At 65.5% G+C, this 17,156-nt stretch carries 17 protein-coding genes; 6 read left to right on the forward strand and 11 right to left on the reverse strand.

Annotated features, from left to right (window positions below):
• The first annotated feature begins 50 nt into the window (after nucleotides 1-50).
• Complete coding sequence (locus tag CV770_RS28520; protein ID WP_104464745.1) at nucleotides 51-938, forward strand: YicC/YloC family endoribonuclease; 888 nt, start codon at nucleotides 51-53, stop codon at nucleotides 936-938.
• 3 nt (nucleotides 939-941) lie between these two features.
• Nucleotides 942-1,601 (forward strand): guanylate kinase, encoded by a 660-nt coding sequence (gene gmk, locus CV770_RS28525; RefSeq protein WP_091954920.1) that lies wholly within the window; start codon nucleotides 942-944, stop codon nucleotides 1,599-1,601.
• Here gmk and CV770_RS28530 read toward each other — a convergent pair.
• The 3 genes from CV770_RS28530 to CV770_RS28540 all read right to left on the reverse strand — a co-directional run bounded on the left by CV770_RS28530 (nucleotide 1,534) and on the right by CV770_RS28540 (nucleotide 4,757).
• Nucleotides 1,534-2,742 carry a hypothetical protein gene (locus CV770_RS28530; protein ID WP_245453887.1) on the reverse strand — a complete coding sequence of 403 codons (1,209 nt, stop codon included), beginning with the start codon at nucleotides 2,740-2,742 and terminating at the stop codon, nucleotides 1,534-1,536. The genes gmk and CV770_RS28530 overlap by 68 nt on opposite strands.
• A gap of 153 nt (nucleotides 2,743-2,895) precedes the next feature.
• Nucleotides 2,896-3,387, reverse strand: coding sequence for a hypothetical protein (locus CV770_RS28535; protein WP_104464747.1), 492 nt, complete (start codon nucleotides 3,385-3,387; stop codon nucleotides 2,896-2,898).
• A 29-nt stretch (nucleotides 3,388-3,416) separates the two neighbouring features.
• Nucleotides 3,417-4,757, reverse strand: a complete 1,341-nt coding sequence (locus CV770_RS28540) for a caspase family protein (RefSeq protein WP_104464748.1) — start codon at nucleotides 4,755-4,757, stop codon at nucleotides 3,417-3,419.
• A gap of 1,205 nt (nucleotides 4,758-5,962) precedes the next feature.
• Between CV770_RS28540 and CV770_RS28550 the strand changes: the two genes are divergently transcribed.
• The 3 genes from CV770_RS28550 to CV770_RS28560 all read left to right on the forward strand — a co-directional run bounded on the left by CV770_RS28550 (nucleotide 5,963) and on the right by CV770_RS28560 (nucleotide 9,876).
• Nucleotides 5,963-7,243, forward strand: a complete 1,281-nt coding sequence (locus CV770_RS28550) for an amidohydrolase family protein (protein WP_104464749.1) — start codon at nucleotides 5,963-5,965, stop codon at nucleotides 7,241-7,243.
• Between the two features lie 262 nt (nucleotides 7,244-7,505).
• Nucleotides 7,506-9,128: a DUF8728 domain-containing protein gene (locus tag CV770_RS28555; RefSeq protein WP_245453888.1), complete on the forward strand. Its 1,623-nt coding sequence runs from the start codon at nucleotides 7,506-7,508 to the stop codon at nucleotides 9,126-9,128.
• Between the two features lie 133 nt (nucleotides 9,129-9,261).
• Nucleotides 9,262-9,876 (forward strand): cupin, encoded by a 615-nt coding sequence (locus CV770_RS28560; RefSeq protein WP_104464750.1) that lies wholly within the window; start codon nucleotides 9,262-9,264, stop codon nucleotides 9,874-9,876.
• A gap of 48 nt (nucleotides 9,877-9,924) precedes the next feature.
• Here CV770_RS28560 and CV770_RS28565 read toward each other — a convergent pair whose 3' ends face one another.
• Nucleotides 9,925-10,626 carry a Crp/Fnr family transcriptional regulator gene (locus CV770_RS28565; protein WP_104464751.1) on the reverse strand — a complete coding sequence of 234 codons (702 nt, stop codon included), beginning with the start codon at nucleotides 10,624-10,626 and terminating at the stop codon, nucleotides 9,925-9,927.
• Between the two features lie 17 nt (nucleotides 10,627-10,643).
• On the reverse strand, nucleotides 10,644-10,877 hold the full coding sequence (locus tag CV770_RS28570; protein WP_104464752.1) for a hypothetical protein: 234 nt from the start codon (nucleotides 10,875-10,877) through the stop codon (nucleotides 10,644-10,646).
• A 158-nt stretch (nucleotides 10,878-11,035) separates the two neighbouring features.
• Here CV770_RS28570 and CV770_RS28575 point away from each other — a divergent pair, with 158 nt between their 5' ends.
• Entirely contained in the window at nucleotides 11,036-11,773 is a 738-nt protein-coding gene (locus CV770_RS28575) for a Crp/Fnr family transcriptional regulator (protein ID WP_104464753.1), read from the forward strand.
• Between the two features lie 114 nt (nucleotides 11,774-11,887).
• On the opposite strand, the gene CV770_RS28580 is transcribed toward CV770_RS28575, so the two are convergent.
• The 6 genes from CV770_RS28580 to CV770_RS28605 form a co-directional block, all read right to left on the reverse strand.
• Nucleotides 11,888-12,607, reverse strand: coding sequence for a Crp/Fnr family transcriptional regulator (locus tag CV770_RS28580; protein WP_091954954.1), 720 nt, complete (start codon nucleotides 12,605-12,607; stop codon nucleotides 11,888-11,890).
• Between the two features lie 340 nt (nucleotides 12,608-12,947).
• Nucleotides 12,948-13,184 (reverse strand): hypothetical protein, encoded by a 237-nt coding sequence (locus CV770_RS28585; protein WP_091954957.1) that lies wholly within the window; start codon nucleotides 13,182-13,184, stop codon nucleotides 12,948-12,950.
• A gap of 71 nt (nucleotides 13,185-13,255) precedes the next feature.
• Nucleotides 13,256-14,314 (reverse strand): alcohol dehydrogenase, encoded by a 1,059-nt coding sequence (locus CV770_RS28590; protein WP_104464754.1) that lies wholly within the window; start codon nucleotides 14,312-14,314, stop codon nucleotides 13,256-13,258.
• 16 nt (nucleotides 14,315-14,330) lie between these two features.
• Entirely contained in the window at nucleotides 14,331-15,191 is an 861-nt protein-coding gene (gene rsmA, locus CV770_RS28595; RefSeq protein ID WP_104464755.1) for a 16S rRNA (adenine(1518)-N(6)/adenine(1519)-N(6))-dimethyltransferase RsmA, read from the reverse strand.
• The gene (gene pdxA / locus CV770_RS28600; RefSeq protein ID WP_104464756.1) at nucleotides 15,191-16,228 is read right to left on the reverse strand and encodes a 4-hydroxythreonine-4-phosphate dehydrogenase PdxA; all 1,038 of its coding nucleotides are present in this window, start codon (nucleotides 16,226-16,228) and stop codon (nucleotides 15,191-15,193) included. The genes rsmA and pdxA overlap by 1 nt, the downstream gene beginning before the upstream one ends.
• The gene (locus tag CV770_RS28605; RefSeq protein WP_165637185.1) at nucleotides 16,228-17,151 is read right to left on the reverse strand and encodes a SurA N-terminal domain-containing protein; all 924 of its coding nucleotides are present in this window, start codon (nucleotides 17,149-17,151) and stop codon (nucleotides 16,228-16,230) included. The genes pdxA and CV770_RS28605 overlap by 1 nt, the downstream gene beginning before the upstream one ends.
• Nucleotides 17,152-17,156: the final 5 nt, after the last annotated feature.

Below are 17,156 nucleotides of genomic sequence, written 5' to 3' on the forward strand. Positions count from 1 at the left end.
CGCGTGGCTTGATGCCTCGCGAATCCCATGTTTCCGGAGAAATTGACCTGATGGCGCTGTCGTCCATGACCGGCTTTGCGAGATGCCACGGCGCAAGCGGGCCGTACACGTTCGAATGGGAATTGAAGTCGGTCAACGCCAAGGGCTTTGACCTCAGGGTGCGGCTGCCGCAAGGGTTCGACGAGCTCGAGGCCCACGCCAAGAAACGCGCCGGCGAGCTGCTGTCGCGCGGCACCGTCTACGCCAATCTCACGGTCAAGCGCGCCAATGCCGCGGCCACCGTTCGCGTCAACGAGGACGTGCTCAACGCCGTGCTCAAGGCCGCCGCCGTCATCGCCGGCAAGGTCGACGCCGTTGCGCCGAGCATCGATGGTCTGCTCGCCATCAAGGGCGTCGTCGAGGTTGCCGAGCCCGAGGGCGACGAGGAGGAGGACAAAGCCGCGCGTATCGCCGCCGCCGAGGCCTTCGACAAGGCGCTCGCCGAACTCGTCGAGATGCGCAAGCGCGAGGGCACTTCGCTCGGGCAGATCCTGACCCAGCGGGTCGACGAGGTCGAGCAACTGGCGAAGAGGGCGGAAGCAGCGCCCGGCCGCAAGCCGGAGGCGATCAAGGCCAGGCTCGCCGAGCAGATCGCGAGCCTGCTCGACACCTCCGACCGTTTCGATTCCGACCGCCTGATGCAGGAGGCGATCCTGATCGCCACCCGGGCCGACATCCGCGAGGAGCTCGACCGCATCGCTTCCCACATCGCGCAGGCGCGCGAGCTGCTCGGCAAGGGCGGCCCGATCGGCCGCAAGCTCGACTTCCTGGCGCAGGAGTTTCACCGCGAGGTCAACACCTGCTGCTCGAAGTCGAACGATATCGAGCTGACCAATACGGGCCTCGCCATGAAGAACGTGGTCGAGCAGTTCCGCGAGCAGGTCCAGAATCTGGAGTGATCGATGACGAGCGGCGGTCACGGAACTGACGGTGTCGAGCGGCGCGGATTGATGTTCGTGCTGTCCTCGCCCTCGGGCGCGGGCAAGACGACGCTGTCGCGTCTTTTGATCGACCGCATGTCCGGCTTGAAAATGTCGGTGTCTGCGACCACGCGGCCGATGCGGCCGGGCGAGGTCAACGGTAAGGACTATACGTTCGTCGACAAGGCCACGTTCGAGGCGATGGTGAAGGCCGACGAGCTGCTGGAATGGGCGACGGTGTTCGACAACAGCTACGGCACGCCGCGTGGCCCCGTCGAGGCGGCGCTGTCAGCCGGGCAGGACGTGTTGTTCGACATCGACTGGCAAGGCACGCAGCAATTGAAGCACAAGGCCCGTGAGGACGTCGTCAGCGTCTTCATCCTGCCGCCCTCGGCCGGTGATCTCGAAAAGCGCCTGCATTCGCGCGCGCAGGATTCCGACGAGGTCATCCGCAAGCGCATGAGCCGGGCCAGCCACGAGATGAGCCACTGGGCCGAGTACGACTACATCGTGATCAATCACGACGTCGACGAGGCCTTTGCCGAGGTGCAGTCGATCCTGAAGGCCGAGCGCCTCAAGCGCGAGCGGCGGATTGGCCTCGTTGGTTTCGTACGAGCTCTGCAAGCTCAGCTTCAGGGCTAGGCTGCGGCAGCCGCGGCCCTTGCTTCGCCAGCCGTTCCAGCATCGCGGTGATCACGTCGACGTCGACGGCATCCCCGGCCTGCGCATCTACCTGCGCATAATTGTGGTGATCGACGGCCTTTTCGTCGCCGATGTCCTTGACCGCGAGCCGGGGCGCCGATGCCTCTATCTCGAACTTTCCGTTGAAGATGTCGGCCTTGTCGAGCTCGGCGGCCTTGTTGCGAATGGACGCGGATTGCGCCGCGATCCTGCCGATCTCCTTGGTGAAGGCGGCGATTTGCGCGCTCTGCGGCGGCCGAACTTCATCGAAGTCGACGGGGCCCTGCTGTGCGCGCGGCGTGACGGCCGGCTCCGCACCGAGCCAGGGCGCGCGGCTTACGTCATGGTCCTGCGGCGCCCAATCGTCCCAATGTCCGCGGCGGTCGGCGGCCTGGATGCGGAGGCGTCCGCCGGCGAAGCGGTAGATGACGCTGGCGAGGATGCCGGCGAGCGCCAGCGCGCCGCCGATCACGAGCAGCAGCATCTGCACCGAGCCGGCCGGCTTGTCGGCGGTGCCGTCTGCCCCGGCCAGGGCCATCGGCGCGGGAGGCTTTGCCGGCTTCGCGCCCGCCGGCGCGGTGGCCGCAACGGGAGCCGGCGGCGGTGCGGGCGCGACGGAGGCGGGGGAGGCCTCGGGCCAGCGCGCAGTGACGGCCGGCTGCTGCGCGTTGGTCGCAGGCGCGCCGCTTGGCGGCTGCTGGGCGAGCGGCGGCGCATTAGTTGCGGCGGGCGCGGGCGCGCTCATGTTCGGCATGCCTGGTGCGGCACTCGTCTGCGGAGCGGTGTATTCGGCGCGCGCGTTCTGCATCGCTTGCGGCGCGGCCGAATCCGCCTCGGGCGCATCAGTCGTCGCCTGCGCGGTCTGGGAGGATTTGCCGCCTGCGGCGCGCAGATACCAGCATTGCCGCTTGGTCGTGCGGTCGAGACGATAGTACCAGTGTTGCCCCTGCGGCGCGGCGCCCTTCGGCGAGGCGAGGCAGTCGGCGGCCGCGTTGGCTGTGCTCGATGGCGCCGGCGCGTTCTGCGACACGGCGGCCAGTGGCGCGCCGGCAATGATGCTGCCGACTAGCGCGGATACGAATTTTGCGGTGCGGTTGCCCATCCTGGTCTCCCGGTTACGCATGACGCAACTCTCAACCAGCCCTTTGTCATCAAAGACTTGGGTGGCAATGAGCCGCAAATCCGGAGAGGATGTGGCTTGAATTGGGCTTGCGGCGTGTTCGTTCCGCCGCGAGATCAGGCATTTCCTTGGGCGTTACTGCTTCGCCGAGCTCCAGGTTCCGCCGCAACCATCGGAGCGCCGCCAGGTTCCGGAACCGCTGCGGGCGCCGAGACGGCCGGAGCCGGTGAAGGTCACGCCGTCGCCTTGACCGACCGTGCTGACCGAGCCGCTCGGGCTGACGGTGCCGGTGACACCCTGGCCGATGACCTTGCCCGAGGAGACGACGACCGCACCGGACGTGGTGCCGCCGCAGCCGACACTGGTGACCACCCAGGCGCCGTCAAACCCGCCACCGCCGCCGCCGCTTCGCCGCGACGACGGGCGCGGCTCTTCAGCCGCCGGCTTGCTCCGGCGCGCGGGTGCGGCTGGCTCGGCCGAGCGGTCCGAACGCGAGCCGGACATCGACTTCTCGTCATTGCCGATCGAGCCGCCGGCGCTGCCGGATTGGGCGAGGGCGGACGATGAGGCAATGGCGGCGCTGAGGAGGACGGCGAGGGCACCCGTACGGATGACGGCAATGGGCATGAGCAAACATCCAAATTCAAAAAATTGTATCAGCGGCCGGAGCCGTCGGCGCAGACGGATCCGATAATGCGGCAAGCTTTGCCAGCCTTGCCGCATTCGTCAAGCGCAGCGTCCCTGGCGCGCTGCACGCCCTCGCGCTGGACCAGCGACCAGGATTTTTCGGAGATCGCAAAGGCGCCGCAGCTTCTGCCGTAGAATGACAGCTCGATCGGGCATTTGGCGCCGGCGCAATTGCCGCGCGCATCCGCCACCGCCGCGCGCCGGGAGGCGTGGTTCCAGGAGATGCCCCATTTGCTGTTGTCCGGCCCGTAGACAATCGAACCCCAGGGCTTGAGATCCTCCATCTTGCGCATGCGCAGTAGCAGGCCCTCCGTTGGCTCCCCATTGGGCGCCATCGAAATCCGCTGCTGGAGCTTTGTGATCGCGCGAGTGAGTCCGTCGGGGGTATCAGGATCGAAATTGAGCTCGTAGAGACGTTCGCTGAGTTCACTGAGCAGGGCGGCGTCGCGCAAGGGGGCGCGGTCGGGATCGGCGCGCAGGCGCTCCGCCGGCAGGGGATCGGGCTGCATCGCCGCGATCCTGGGCGGGGCGGTTTCTGTCGGGGCCACGAAATAGAAGGTGCCGTCGATCGGCGAGGACGACACCCAGGGCTGCTGCGCGCCCGCGGTCGCGCGCTTCACGGCGAGGCCGACCTGGTTGAAGGTCTGGAACACGTCGAGGCCCGCGGTCCGGATCGTCGTCGCCAGCGCCTTCGTGTAGGGGCTGTGACCGTCGCTGCCGTCCTGCGCGACATTGCCGGGCTGCGTCGCGTAGGAGATCAGCGTGCCCTCGGGCGCGCGCATCTGCGCAAGGCCGCCGTCCGAGGAGCGCAAGCCGCGTGAGCCGAACGGGTTGTTGCGGCAGGCATCGAGGATCACGAGGTTGAGGCGCGTGCCCGAGCCCTGCATCTGGCGTAGCACGAGGTTGACGTCGGTCATCTGGAAATCGACGTCGGCCTCGCGTGTCGGATTGGCGCCGACGGGCACGAGATAGTTGGAGCCGGCGACCTGCACGCCGTGGCCGGCATAGTAGAACAGCGCGACGTCGGCGCCCTGGACCTGTCGGCCGAAGTTCTGCACCGCGATGTCCATCGCGCCCTTGTCGAGATCGAGCTGGGCGCGGCCGCCGACCAGCGTGAAGCCGAGCACGCCGAGCGTCTCTGCCATCAGGCTCGCATCCTTGGAGGGATTGTCGAGCGGCGTGATGTTCTTGTAGGCGGAATTGCCGACGACGAGCGCGATGCGCTTCTCGGCCGATGCCGGGTCCGCAGTGACGACAAGCAAGGCCAGCGTCGCCAGCGCCAGAACGCGATTGAAAATCCTCGCGCGCATCGAAATTCCCCAAAATAATGTCGCCATTCTATCAGCCCGGCGGGCGAGCGAAAAGCGGTGTGAGAGAAGGTGGCAGCGGAGGCAGCTAGAGCGTCCTTCATCCTGAGGCGCGAGCCATGCGTCGCAAAGCGACGCGTGGGGAGCCTCGAAGGATGAACGGCCGAGCTGCAGCCGGGCCGTCGCCCTTCGAGGGTCGCTGAAGAAGCGGCCGCCTCAGGGTGACGGTGAGATGGAGGTGCGTTCATCCAACTCGCAGACACGCCTTCCCGTTCTCGCGGCGCGTTTCGCCCGAGGCTTGCTGTCGTTCGCGCCCCATGAAGACCAAAGGGCGCAGGGAAGGCCGGGCGCCGGCGGCACCCGCAAGTCCGTGCGCGACGAAGATGCACACGGGGTGGACTACAGGTGATGCCGGTCGCCCGGCCTTCCCTGCGCGGCTGGTTTTAACGGTGTCCTCCGTGCTCTCCTCGGGGAGCGTTGCACTATTGCCCCCGTCGCCTCGCGGATGATCGATGCGCGTGCCCGGTCGGGCCGCCGCATCACCGCAAGCCTTGACGCACAGACCCCGGGCGTCAGGACCACACGACTTCTCCGTCCGCGGACGATCCCGCCGAAATACCCGGAGGCTTGCGTGTGCTCGCCCTCGGGCATCGACGAAACCGCTGTGACCGCGCCGTGTCGTATCGCGTCGCCTGAGGACTCACGGTTGCCCGCCCTGTCATCATGCTGAGCCGCGCCGGCGCTACCGCGTCCACCGCCACCCGGCCTGCATCTCGTGACGATCGCGAAGCGCCCCTTTGGGTAGGGCCGGGATGAGGCGTCTATGCCATAAATCCGAAATTCGGGAAAGTTGAATATTTTTGCCAGAGGGGCTTGACCGGGTGTTTTGCCCGACGCCTCTCGGGAACCACCGTCAGTTCTGTTTGCCGTTCTCCAACGGCGGAAACGCGCCCCATCGCCGCGAATGACCCGAGCGGACCAGCGCGGACGTGCTGGCTTAGTCGGCGCTCGTCCAGGAAAGTTCACGCGACTTCAGAAAATTTTGCGGCTCCTCAGGGCTCGTGAGCAGACATAGGATTGGGTCATCCGCGTGAAGAAGCTTCAATTCCAATCCCATTCATTCCGATCTCGTAAGTTGGCGGCAGAAGCGCATCTGCTCGCCAAAGCGGGGCCGTAGCCGCGAAGAAAAAGCGCAAGGGGGGACCATCATGTCCGTGTTGTCACGCCGCGATTTCCTGGCATTTTCGACGTCAGCCGCAGTTGTCGGCCTCGCCGCGCCCGCCGGGGCAGCGATGGGGCCGAACGACAAGTACGATCTGGTGATCCGGGGCGGCGAGGTGCTCGACCACAGCCAGTCGCTGCGCGCCAGACGCGATATCGGCATCCGCTGGGGCATGATCGAAACGGTGCAGGAGGCGATCCCCGCCGAGCGCGCGCTGAAGAGCATCGACGCGTCGGGCAAGCTAGTGATGCCCGGTCTCATCGATCTGCATAGTCACGTCTACCCCTACGGCTCGGCAATCGGTATTCCCGCCGACGAGCTGGTACAATTCCAGGGCACGACGACCGTCGTCTCGGCGGGCGACGCCGGGGTCAACAATCTGGCGGCGTTGCGCCGGTTCATCGTGGCCCAGACGCGTGCGCGAATGTACGCCTTCGTCCATATCGCCAATAACGGCCTGTCGGCGTTCCCGGCCGCCGAGTTGTACAATATCGACGTCGCACAGACCGAAGCCTGCGCGATGGCGCTCGCCGAGAACGCTGATTTCCTGCTCGGGGTCAAAGTGCGGATGTCGGAGAACGTGATCTACAAGCACGGGCTCGAGCCGCTGAAGCGCGGCATCCAGGCTTGCGAGATGTGCGGCTGGCCGGCGAAGATGATGGTGCATATCGGTGGCGTCGAATCCAAGGAGCTGATGTCGCAGATTCTCGATCTGCTGCGCCCGGGCGACGTGCTGACCCATGCCTATTCGGGCGCACCGAACATGTCCAACGTCTTCACGAATATCGTGCAAGAGGGCAAGCTGCTGCCTGCGGCCCTGGCGGCCAAGCAGCGTGGCGTCATGTTCGACGTCGGTCACGGCGGCGGCAGCTTCGATTTCACCGTGGCGGAAGTCGCGATCCCCGGTGGGTGCACTCCGGACACCATCTCCTCCGATATCCACGTCTTCTCCGGCAATTCGCCGGGCATCCCGTTTTTGCCCAACGTGATGAGCAAGTTCATGACGCTGGGCTTCACGCTGGAGCAGGTGGTCGCGATGGCCACAACGGCTCCGGCGAAGATCATCAATCGCGCGCCGAAAATCGGCACCCTGCAAGTCGGTGCGCCCGGTGACGTCGCCATCATGGAGCTGGTGGAGGGGCCGATCAGCTTCCTCGACACCCGCAACAACAAGAGAGACGGCAAGGCCCAGCTCAAGCCGATCCAGACTGTCATCAACGGCGTGCCGTTCGGCCGGCCTTATCAGGCGCCGTTTGCAGTGAGATAGAGAGCCGGCCGGTGGTCTCAGCTGTTGTCGGGATCAGCGTTCCCTGGTTCCGATCCTTTACCTCTGCGACTGGAAAACGGGCTCGGTTCGGGCAGCTGCGCTTCCTGCAAATGACCGGACGCGGGAAGACGACCCACGGGAACCCTGATATTCCCAGCCTTGCAGTCACCGATTGTTAGGGAGGATTAGATAAACGGCAGGATGTGGGAAATGGACCCCGGCAAGGTGTCAATCGTGATCGAGCGACTGACAGGGGAGTGTGATGGCTGTCGTCGATCAATACGATTGCCCCGACAAGACAGGCAGGGAGTCGTCGGGACATTTGGGTGCCGATGCCTGGATTCAACCCTCAACTGCAGCCATGCTCGTTTGGCTGGGATTGCTTGCGATGGAGATCATCGCAGTCCTCGCGCTGTGCGACTTCAGGCTCTTCTTCACGCTAGACGATGCGTATATCCACCTTGCGGTCGCCGACCAGATCCTGTCGGGCGGATATGGGGTCAACGCCGGGGAATATTCATCGCCTAGCTCATCGATCATCTGGCCATATTTTCTGGCTCTGACCGAATCGCTTCATCTCGGTGCATTTGGTCCGTTGTTGATCAACGCTGCAGCCGCAGGTGCGACGATCTTGGCTATCATACGCCTCTTGGAGGCGAGTGGCCTGTTCGATGGCGTGGGCGAGCGTCTGTTCGCTTGTGTGATCGCGCTGCTACTCATCTTCAGCACCAGCGCTGTCGCGCTGCCCATGACCGGCATGGAGCACAGTGCTCACGTCTGGGCCTCAATCGTGACCTTTGCTGGTCTCGTGGCGGCGGCGCGCGGGTTCGCACCAACGTCGCTCCATTTCCTCGCCCTGGTGCTGCTTCCGCTCATCCGCTTCGAGGGGATCGCATTCGCCGGTGCCGCCATCGTGGCGTTCGCGCTGCTGGACCAGCGCCGCTTCGCAGCCGGCGCTGCGCTCGTGATTATCGTCACTCTATCGGGCTATGTCGTTCTCATGGCCTCGCGTGGCCTGCCGTTGCTGCCGAGCTCCGTCTTGTTGAAGGGCTATCTGACGACACTTGATCAGCCCGCGAGCGAGCTACCCGCTATCGTCAGAAACATGCTGCGGAGCGTGATGACGTCATATGGATTGCGGCTCATCGCACTCGGTCTCGCTGTTGCCTGGTGCGCCAGCCTGCTACGCGCCGATCGCAAGGTGCTGATTGTCCTTCTGACCGTCATCGTTGCCGTCGGAGCCCATCTGGCGTGCGGTCAATACGGTTGGTTCAATCGGTACGAGGTATACATCATGGCTCTCGCGGCGACCGCGCTGCTGTGGGGCGTCGCACAACTCAAGCCACGGCTCTCCACGCTGCAATGGTCTCGTGTGAAGATTGGCGTGGTCTTCGGGCTCGGCACCGCCGCGATTCCCTACATGACAGCGGCAGTAGTCACCCCGGTGGGCGCAAGCGATATCTACGAGCAGCAATATCAAATGGCTCGTTTCGCGCAATCGTTCTACGGAGATGCGGTTGGGGTCAACGATCTCGGCCTGGTTGCATATGGCAATACCAAGTACACGCTCGATCTCTGGGGCCTTGGTTCGGAGCAGGTGCGCAAGGCGAGAATGGCGGGAGACTATGGGCCGGCAGAGATGGCAGCCCTTGCCCACGATTACGACGTCGGTCTCATCATGATTTATGAGGGCTGGTTCGAGAAAGGCGTGCCGTCGAGCTGGACGAAGGTCGCCGTGCTCCAGACAAGAAGCGTGACCTTGTCGCGGCAAAATGTCGATTTTTATCGCACCCCGCTGGCCGATGCGGCGGCGGTCGATGCGGCGCTTCGGGCGTTCAAGGCAACGCTGCCGTCGCGGGACAGGCTGGATGTCATCGCGCCGTAGCGTGATCTCATGAGGTGCAAGGCATCGCTCGAGAGATCATCCGCAGGACGGAGTGGGGCCTGCTGCCGATCGAGCCCGTTCGCTTGGAAACTTCTCACCTCCGCCGTCGTTGAATCGTGGCTGAGGACAGGCCATGCCGATCAAGGACCAGATCAAGAATCTCGCCAAGAAGCTCGTGGAGGAGCATCCCGATGCGGCAACGCTGCGGGCGCTTGTGCGGGCCCGGAAGCCGGCAGCCATCCATTTTCGCGACGATGGCATCGTGCCGAACAATCCGCGTTTTCCGGTGTTGCTCTATCGCGGCGCGGTCAATCTGAAGTCCAGACGCTTTCCCCCCGAGGTCATCATCGACACGCTGTTCGATACAAACGGCTGGGGCCGGTCGTGGCGGGACACCGTGTATGACTTCGTCCATTATCATTCGCAGGTCCACGAAGTGATGGGCGTGGCGCGCGGGACGGCCAGTGTCGAGTGCGGCGGGATCAAGGGGCGCATCCTTCGCCTGAAAGCCGGCGACGTTCTGGTGCTGCCCGCCGGCACCGGACACAGGCTGATCGAGTCCAGCCGGGACTTTGGAGTCGTCGGAGCGTATCCGCAGGACGGAACGTACGACGAGTGCACCGACATGCGAGAGCGTCCCGATGCCGTCAAACGCATCGCCAAGGTCCGCAAGCCGAAAACGGATCCTGTCCTAGGCCGCGGTGGTGCGCTGCTCACGTCATGGCGGACCGCGCGGCCGCGTTCGTGACGCGAGGGAGAGCGTTCCGCTTACCCATCCTCCACGCTCACCCACCGCTCAGGTCAGATAGTCGGGCGTGAAATCGGCAAACCTGCGCAACTCTTCAGGCTGCAGCAGCTCGATCTCGCTGCCCTCCCATGCGATCAGCCCGCGATGCCGCAGTTCCTGGATGGTGCGGTTGACGTGCACGATCGACAGGCCGCAGGCATCGGCGACGTGCCGCTGCGTCATCGGCATCTGGAAGCAGGCGTCCTTGACAAGGCCGACGATCTCCAGCCGCGCCGCCAGCTCGCAGATGAGATGCGCGACCTTCGGCAAGGCCGCCTGCGCGCCGAGGCGGGCGATCCATTGCCGCGAGATCGCCGCATCGATCAGCGTCTCGCGCCAGAACGCGCGGGTCAGATGGTTCGAGCCGTCGAGCAGCTGGCGGAGCTGGCTGTGCCCGACGTAGCCGACGATGGTCGGGCCGAGGCCGACGAGGTCCGCATCCATCGGCGAGACCAGCAGCGTGTGCAGGCAGGGCATGTCGCCGGGAACGTGGAACGCGAGGATCTGGCTGCGATCGCCGACGATGCGGGCCTGGTAGAGGAAGCCGCTGACGACGAAGACGCAGCGCGAGGCGGCCTCGCCCTGGCGCAGCACGATCTCGCCGTCCGCGACCGGGCGCAGCGTGGACGGCAGGCCCGCGATCTGCCGGCGTTCGTCCTCCGACAGGCCTTCGATGGCCTGGAGACGCGCGATGAACTTCGGATGCGGCATGAGCCTCGCGGCGTGCTTCAGCAGTCTCGCGGCACGTCGATGAAACGCCGCGAGAGCTTTGCGATGGTCCAGTCGGAGACCTCAGTGCTGCGGAACTCGCGGATAGCGTGGGCGAGTTCCTGATCCGACATCGGATGCGCCGGCTCGCGCGGCGTGCCGTTCTTGAAGGCATCGCTGATGCAGTCGAGGTGTTCGCTGGTATCGGATGCGAACAGGCCGCGGATGCGCTCCAGGATCGTCGTAGGGCTCATGAGAAGGGCCGGGCTCGGTTGGTGATCGAGGTGATGGTGGGTGCGACCCGTACGATCGCAAACGGATTAGCAACCTGTGCGTCCGTCTCGCGTTCTAGTCCGCTGAACCGGGGCCAGAAGTATCATTTGATAGATCCGGCGCGATTTTTGGTGGTCTCATGGAAAAAGCCCACGACGTGCTGATCCGGAACCTGAGCGAGCACACCGCGCTCACCGGGGAGGATCTCGACGAGATCCGCGCGCTCACCTTCACGCAGCGCGATGTCGCGCCCAACGAGGATTTCATCCGCCAGGGTGACGAGCCCGAACATTCGGCGCTGGTCGTCTCCGGCATGGTGGCGCGTTACCATCTGCTCGGCAGCGGGGGGCGGCAATATCTCGCGTTCCATATCTCCGGTGACCTGCCGGACTCCCAGGGCTTGTTCATCGACCAGATGGACCATGGGCTCTCCGCGCTCGGGCACGCCTCGGTTGCCTTCATCCCGCATCGCGAATTGTTCATAGCCTTCCGGCGCCGGCCCACTTTCGCGCTCTCGGTCTGGCGCGAGACGCTGCTCGATGCCTCGATCTTTCGCGAGGCCATCACCAACAACAGCGCCCGGCCGATGCAGGCGCGTATGGCGCACCTGTTCTGCGAGCTGTTCTACCGCGCCCGCGCCGCGCAGCTCGTCCGCGGCAATCGCTTCCGCCTGCCGATCAGCCTGGTGCAACTCGGCGAGACGCTGGGCATGGCGATCGCGACGGTGAACCGGACGCTCGCTGACCTCAGACGGGGCGGCGCCATGGATCTGCGCGACGGGGAGCTCATCGTCCTGAAATGGCGCGAACTGCAGCGGCTCGGCGATTTCAGCCCGGCCTATCTGCATCTGAAGCGGCAGTCGCCACCGGAGGCGTGAGGCCGCAAAGATGCTAAAGCATGATCCGGAAAAGTGCGCAGCGGTTTTCCGAAAAGATCATGCTTGAACAACAACCTAAAGCGCGATGACGATGCATCCTGATCGCATCGCGCTTTAGCCATCGGCAGGTGACGCTCCGCCCAGCACCTCGTCAAAATGCTTCCTTACCCAATCGTTGCAGCAGCAGGCTCTGGCTTCGAGCGCTGCCCCGTCGAGGATCAGGATGGCGCCGCGGCGGGTCGCGAGGATGCGTCTTGCCTTGAACATCTGGATGACGCGGCTGGCATAGCTGCGGGAGACGCCGAGCATGCCGGCGAGTTGCTCGTGGGTGAGGGGGATCTCGGCGCCGCCGATACTCTCTTTCGCGGAGATGATCCATTTGGCGGCGCGCTGCTCGATCGAATGCGCGGCGTTGCAGGCCGCCGTCTGCAGCAGCTGCGCGAATTGGCAGTCGGCGTAGCGCGAGAACACCTCCTGAAGCGTCGCCGATCTCTGCTGTGCCTGCTCGAGCGCGCGCAGCGGCAGCCGGACGAGGCTGCCGCCCAGCTTCACGACAATGCGCGAATAAGCGAGCGAAGGGTTGCGGCCTGCGGCAATGCCCACCGCACCCTCACGGCCCACCAGCAGGCTTTCGACCTCGCGATCGTCCTCGACCGGCACGGCGAACGATACCAGTGCGGGACCGCAGGGAAAGTGTACCGCCGCCACGTCGTCGCCGGCGTGATGCAGGACGTGGCTCGCCGCGAGTTCGACCGGCTGGAGGTGAGGCGCGAGCAGTTCGAAATCCTGGTGGGTGAGCTGCCGGAGCAGATCGTTCGGGGGCCGACCGGTCACAGTTTCTTCTCTGGGCTGGCCGGGAATCGGCGCCAGCCAGAACCCTACGTTTCCGCAGCGGAACCGACGGTTCCAAAGTGCACACAAGCGGCCGTGCATAGTTGAGATGCTGGCGCGCGGGCTTATCGGACTCGCGGAAGTTGGGAGGGGCGAGTCTGCATGCGCGTTCTTCGCGCAGCGTTGATCTGGCGAGGTCTGTTCAGGAGTGAACATAGCGGGCTTGCGGATTGGCGTAGCGTGTGGCGCCGAGCGCCGTACTCCGTGCGCTTTGCCCGAGGACCGCCGGCCTCAATCCGCCAAAACGCCGCTGGGCCGGCGGCCCAAGGGGCGGCGACGATCATCACCCGAAGCGTGCTTCGCGATTCCACGAGGATCGACGCAGTGCCGCATGCGCGCGATAGGCGTCGATCGCCCTGTTGGCGAGCATCAGCTGCCGGCGTTCGCCGGTTTTGAGCTGACCTTCGATGGCGTCGAGAAGGACGTTGGCGCTCTCGTCCGGCGGGCCGAGCTCGCCGCTCTGCTCCAGGCAGCTCCAGGCGATGAAGAATGCGCTTTCGACGGTGCAGCGAATGGACATGCGCTGCCAACGCGGCGAGGCCGCAGGCGTTCCGTCACGCGGGCCCAACTTGCGTCGGGCCCGCGCGCGGGTCAGTTCTTTAGCACTATGCGGCCGACCACCTTGCCGGCACGAAGCTCGTCGATCCATTTCTGGACATCGCCCATCGGCTCCTCTCGCATCGGCGTCGGCTTGATCTTGCCGGCGCGCGCCAGCGCCATCAGCTCCTGGGCCTCGTTGAGCGTTCCGACCATGAAACCCTCGATGGTCATGCGCTTGTAGACCCATTGCACCATCGGCAGCGTGAACTGGCCGCCCATCAGGCCGGAGACCACGATCTTGCCGCCGCGCGCGGCGACCGCGACCGCAAAGGCCATCGACTTCTCGTTGCCGGCGAAATCGACGATCTCGTCGAAACCGCCTTCGGTCTCCTTGAGGATGCGCTTGATCACGTCGGGCTCGGACGGGTCGTAGGCATTGGCCGCGCCGTTGTTCAGCGCGGTATCGCGCGCGGCCGGCGACAGGTCGGCGACCGTGATCGGCTGCTTGAACATCGCCTGCGCGAAGGACAGGCCCATCATGCCGACGCCGCCGAGACCGATCAGCAGCAGGTTGCGCTGGCGCGGGCGGTCGACCAGGCGCTTGAGCGCGCCATAGGCGGTGACGCCGGAGCACATCAAGGTCGCGGCCTGGTTGACGGGCAGGGGATCGTAGTCGAGCAGATATTTCGCGTCGGGCACCAGCACGTGGGTGGCGAAGCCGCCGTCGATGGAAACGCCGAGGAAGCGCTGCTTCACGCAAAGATTCTCGTCGCCATTGGGGCAGTCGCGGCACTGGCCGCAGCCGATCCAGGGGAAGACGGCCTTCTTCGCGCCGACGAGGCCGGCGGCGACGTCAGGGCCGACTTCGTCGACGACGCCGGCGATCTCGTGGCCGAGCGTGAAGGGCAGCATCATGCCGCGCGTGGTGTCGAGCTTCTTGCCGCCGCCGAGATCGGCATAGCCGTCCTGGATGTGCAGGTCGGAATGGCAGAGGCCGCAGCGCTCGATGCGCACCAGCACTTCGGCGCCTTTCGGCTTCGGCGTGTCGACGATGGTCTCGCACAGCGGCGCATCGAACTTGACCAGGGACTGCCGACGCATCAACGCCATATTTCTTCCTCCGAAATTATCGCTCTGTTTCGGTTCGTATATTGGCCAATTCACAGGCCATGGCAACAAAGCCTGAGATCGGAATGGTCTCCGCGCGCCGCGTCGCATCGAGGCCGGCGGCGGCGGCGAGCCGCGCCGGATCGGCGCCGAGCGATTTCAGGCTCTGGCGCAGCATCTTGCGGCGCTGGCCGAAGGCGGCGGCTGCGACCTGTTCGAGCAGCTTGCGATCGCAGGCAAGCGGCTCTGCGCGCGGCACCAGACGCACGACGGAGGAGGTGACCTTGGGCGGCGGCACGAAGGCGGACGGCGCGATGTCGAACAGGATCTTGGTCTCGCAGCGCCAATTGGCGAGCACGCCGAGCCGGCCATAGGCCTCCTCATCCTCGCGCGCGACAATGCGCTCGCCGACCTCGCGCTGGAACATCAACACCATCATGTCGTACCAGGGCGGCCAGGGCTCGGTGGTGAGCCAGCCGATCAGGAGCTGGGTCGCGATGTTGTAGGGCAGGTTGGCGACGATCTTCGCACGTTCGCCATTGAGCAGCGGGCGGGGATCGAAGGTCATGGCATCGCCATGCACGATCTCGAGCCTGCCGGGATAGCGCGCGGAAATATCCTGCAAGGCCGGGATCGCCCGCTCGTCGTGCTCGATGGCGATGACGCGCTTCGCGCCGAGCGCGAGCAGGGCGCGCGTCAGCCCGCCCGGGCCGGGGCCGATCTCGACGATCGTGGAATCTTCGAGTGGCACTGCTGCGCGCGCGATGCGGGCGGTGAGATTGAGGTCGAGTAGAAAATTCTGGCCGAGCGATTTACGCGCCGACAGCGCGTGCTGGCGAATGACCTCGCGGAGCGGCGGGAGGTCGTCGATCGCGCTCATCAGGTTTGCGAAGCCGCCATGCGGCTGGCGAGCTGGAGCGCCGCGATCAGGCTGGCCGGATTGGCCTTGCCGGTGCCGGCGATGTCGAAGGCGGTGCCGTGATCGGGCGAGGTGCGAATGAAGGGCAGGCCGAGCGTGACGTTGACGGCGTCGTCGAAGGCGACGGTCTTGATCGGGATCAGCGCCTGGTCGTGATACATGCAGATTGCGCAGTCATAGGTGCTGCGCGCGGCCTCGTGGAACATGGTGTCGGCGGGCAGCGGGCCCCTGGCTTCGATGCCGTCGCCACGCAGCGTCTTGAGTGCGGGGGCGATGATCGTCTGCTCCTCGTGACCGAGCGAGCCGTCCTCGCCGGCATGCGGATTGAGGCCGGAGACCGCGATGCGCGGCTGCGCGATGCCAAAGCGCGATTTCAGCTCGGCTGCGACGATGCGAACAGTCGAGACGATCAGCTCGCTGGTGAGCTCTGCCAGCGCATCGCGGATCGAGACGTGGATGGTCACGGGCACCACAGCAAGCCGCGGCGACCACAGCATCATCACCGGCTGCGGCACGCGGCCGCCTTCCGCGGCAAGCTCGGCGAGGAATTCGGTGTGGCCGGGATGACGGAAGCCTGAGCGGTAGAGCACGCTCTTGGCGATCGGATTGGTGACGACGGCGCCGGCGCGGCCCTCGCGGACATCGGTGACCGCCTGCCGGATCGAGGCGAGCGCGGCCGGCGCGCTCGATGCGTCGGGCTTGCCGGGCTCGGCGGTCGCGCACTCGCCGGTGGCGACCACGGGGAGGGCATCGGTGAAGGCGGAAGCGGCCTCGCCGGGGCTCACCGCCGCGGTCCTGACATCGGCACCCAGCGCGGCGGCGAGCGCCTTGGCGCGCCGGGCGATCAGCGCCTCGTCGCCGAGCAGATAGAAGGCGGGCAGGTTCAGTTCACGGCGCCGGAGCCAGGCTGCGATCGTGATGTCGGGGCCGATGCCGGCGGGCTCTCCCAGGGTCAGGGCAAGGGGAAGGGTATGCGGTTTGGCTGCGCGATTGGCCATCAGCGGTTGCGATATTCGATCATCGCCGCCTTGCGGAGCTCGTCGAGATAGGCCTTCTGGGTCTTCTCGTACTTCTCCTGATACATCTTCTCGCGGACCTCGCGCTTCTTCGGCGTGTCGATCATGGTCGGCTTGCGCGAGCACAGCACCACCATCTCGATGCCGTTCTTGGTCATCTCGGGCGCGGTCAGGTGGCCGATCGGGGTGTCGTCGAGCACCTTGCGCAGCGCCTCGGGCAGCTCCGCGGTGGTCTTGGTGACGCTGTCGCGGATGGTGGCGTTCGGCGTCGAGCGGAACAGCGAGTTGGCTTCCTCGCAGGTTCCGACGCGCGCGCGATAGCTCTCGGCTTCCTTCTTCCGTGTTTCCAGGAACGCCGCGGACGAGCCGCGCGGCACGATCAGCACGATCGGCTGCATCTTGTATTCGGTGCCCTCGATCTGGAGCTTGTCGCCGACAGCCTGCGCGACGTCGCGCTCGCCGACGAGCAGCTTCTCCTTGAAGCGGCCGCGCACGAGGCTGGTCCAGACCATCTCGGCCTTCATGCGGCCCTTCAGCGTCTCGGGGCGCACGCCTTTGGATTCGAGCGACTTGGTGAGCTGGTCCGGCGTGATGCGCATGCGCTGCGCCATGCCTTCGTAGGACTGGTTGATGTCGGAGACGCCGGGATCGACCCCGAACTTCTTGCCCTCCTTCGTCTTCACCTTGTCGTCGATCAGCTCGTTGATGACCTCCTGCCGGCTCGGGGTCTTCTGCGTCGTCAGCTGGTCGAGCTTGGAGCGCTGCTCGATGTCGAAATCGGTGATCGGGTCGCCGTTGACCATGACGACGATGTTCTGCGCGCGCGACGGCGAGGGCAGTCCGGTCAGGACCAGTCCGGCAGCGATGGCGAGGAGAAGGCGGAAGACGGGCAATGGGGTCGTCATGATTG

The sequence above is a fragment of the Bradyrhizobium sp. AC87j1 genome (genome assembly GCF_002936975.1).
Classification (GTDB): Bacteria; Pseudomonadota; Alphaproteobacteria; order Rhizobiales; family Xanthobacteraceae; genus Bradyrhizobium; species Bradyrhizobium shewense.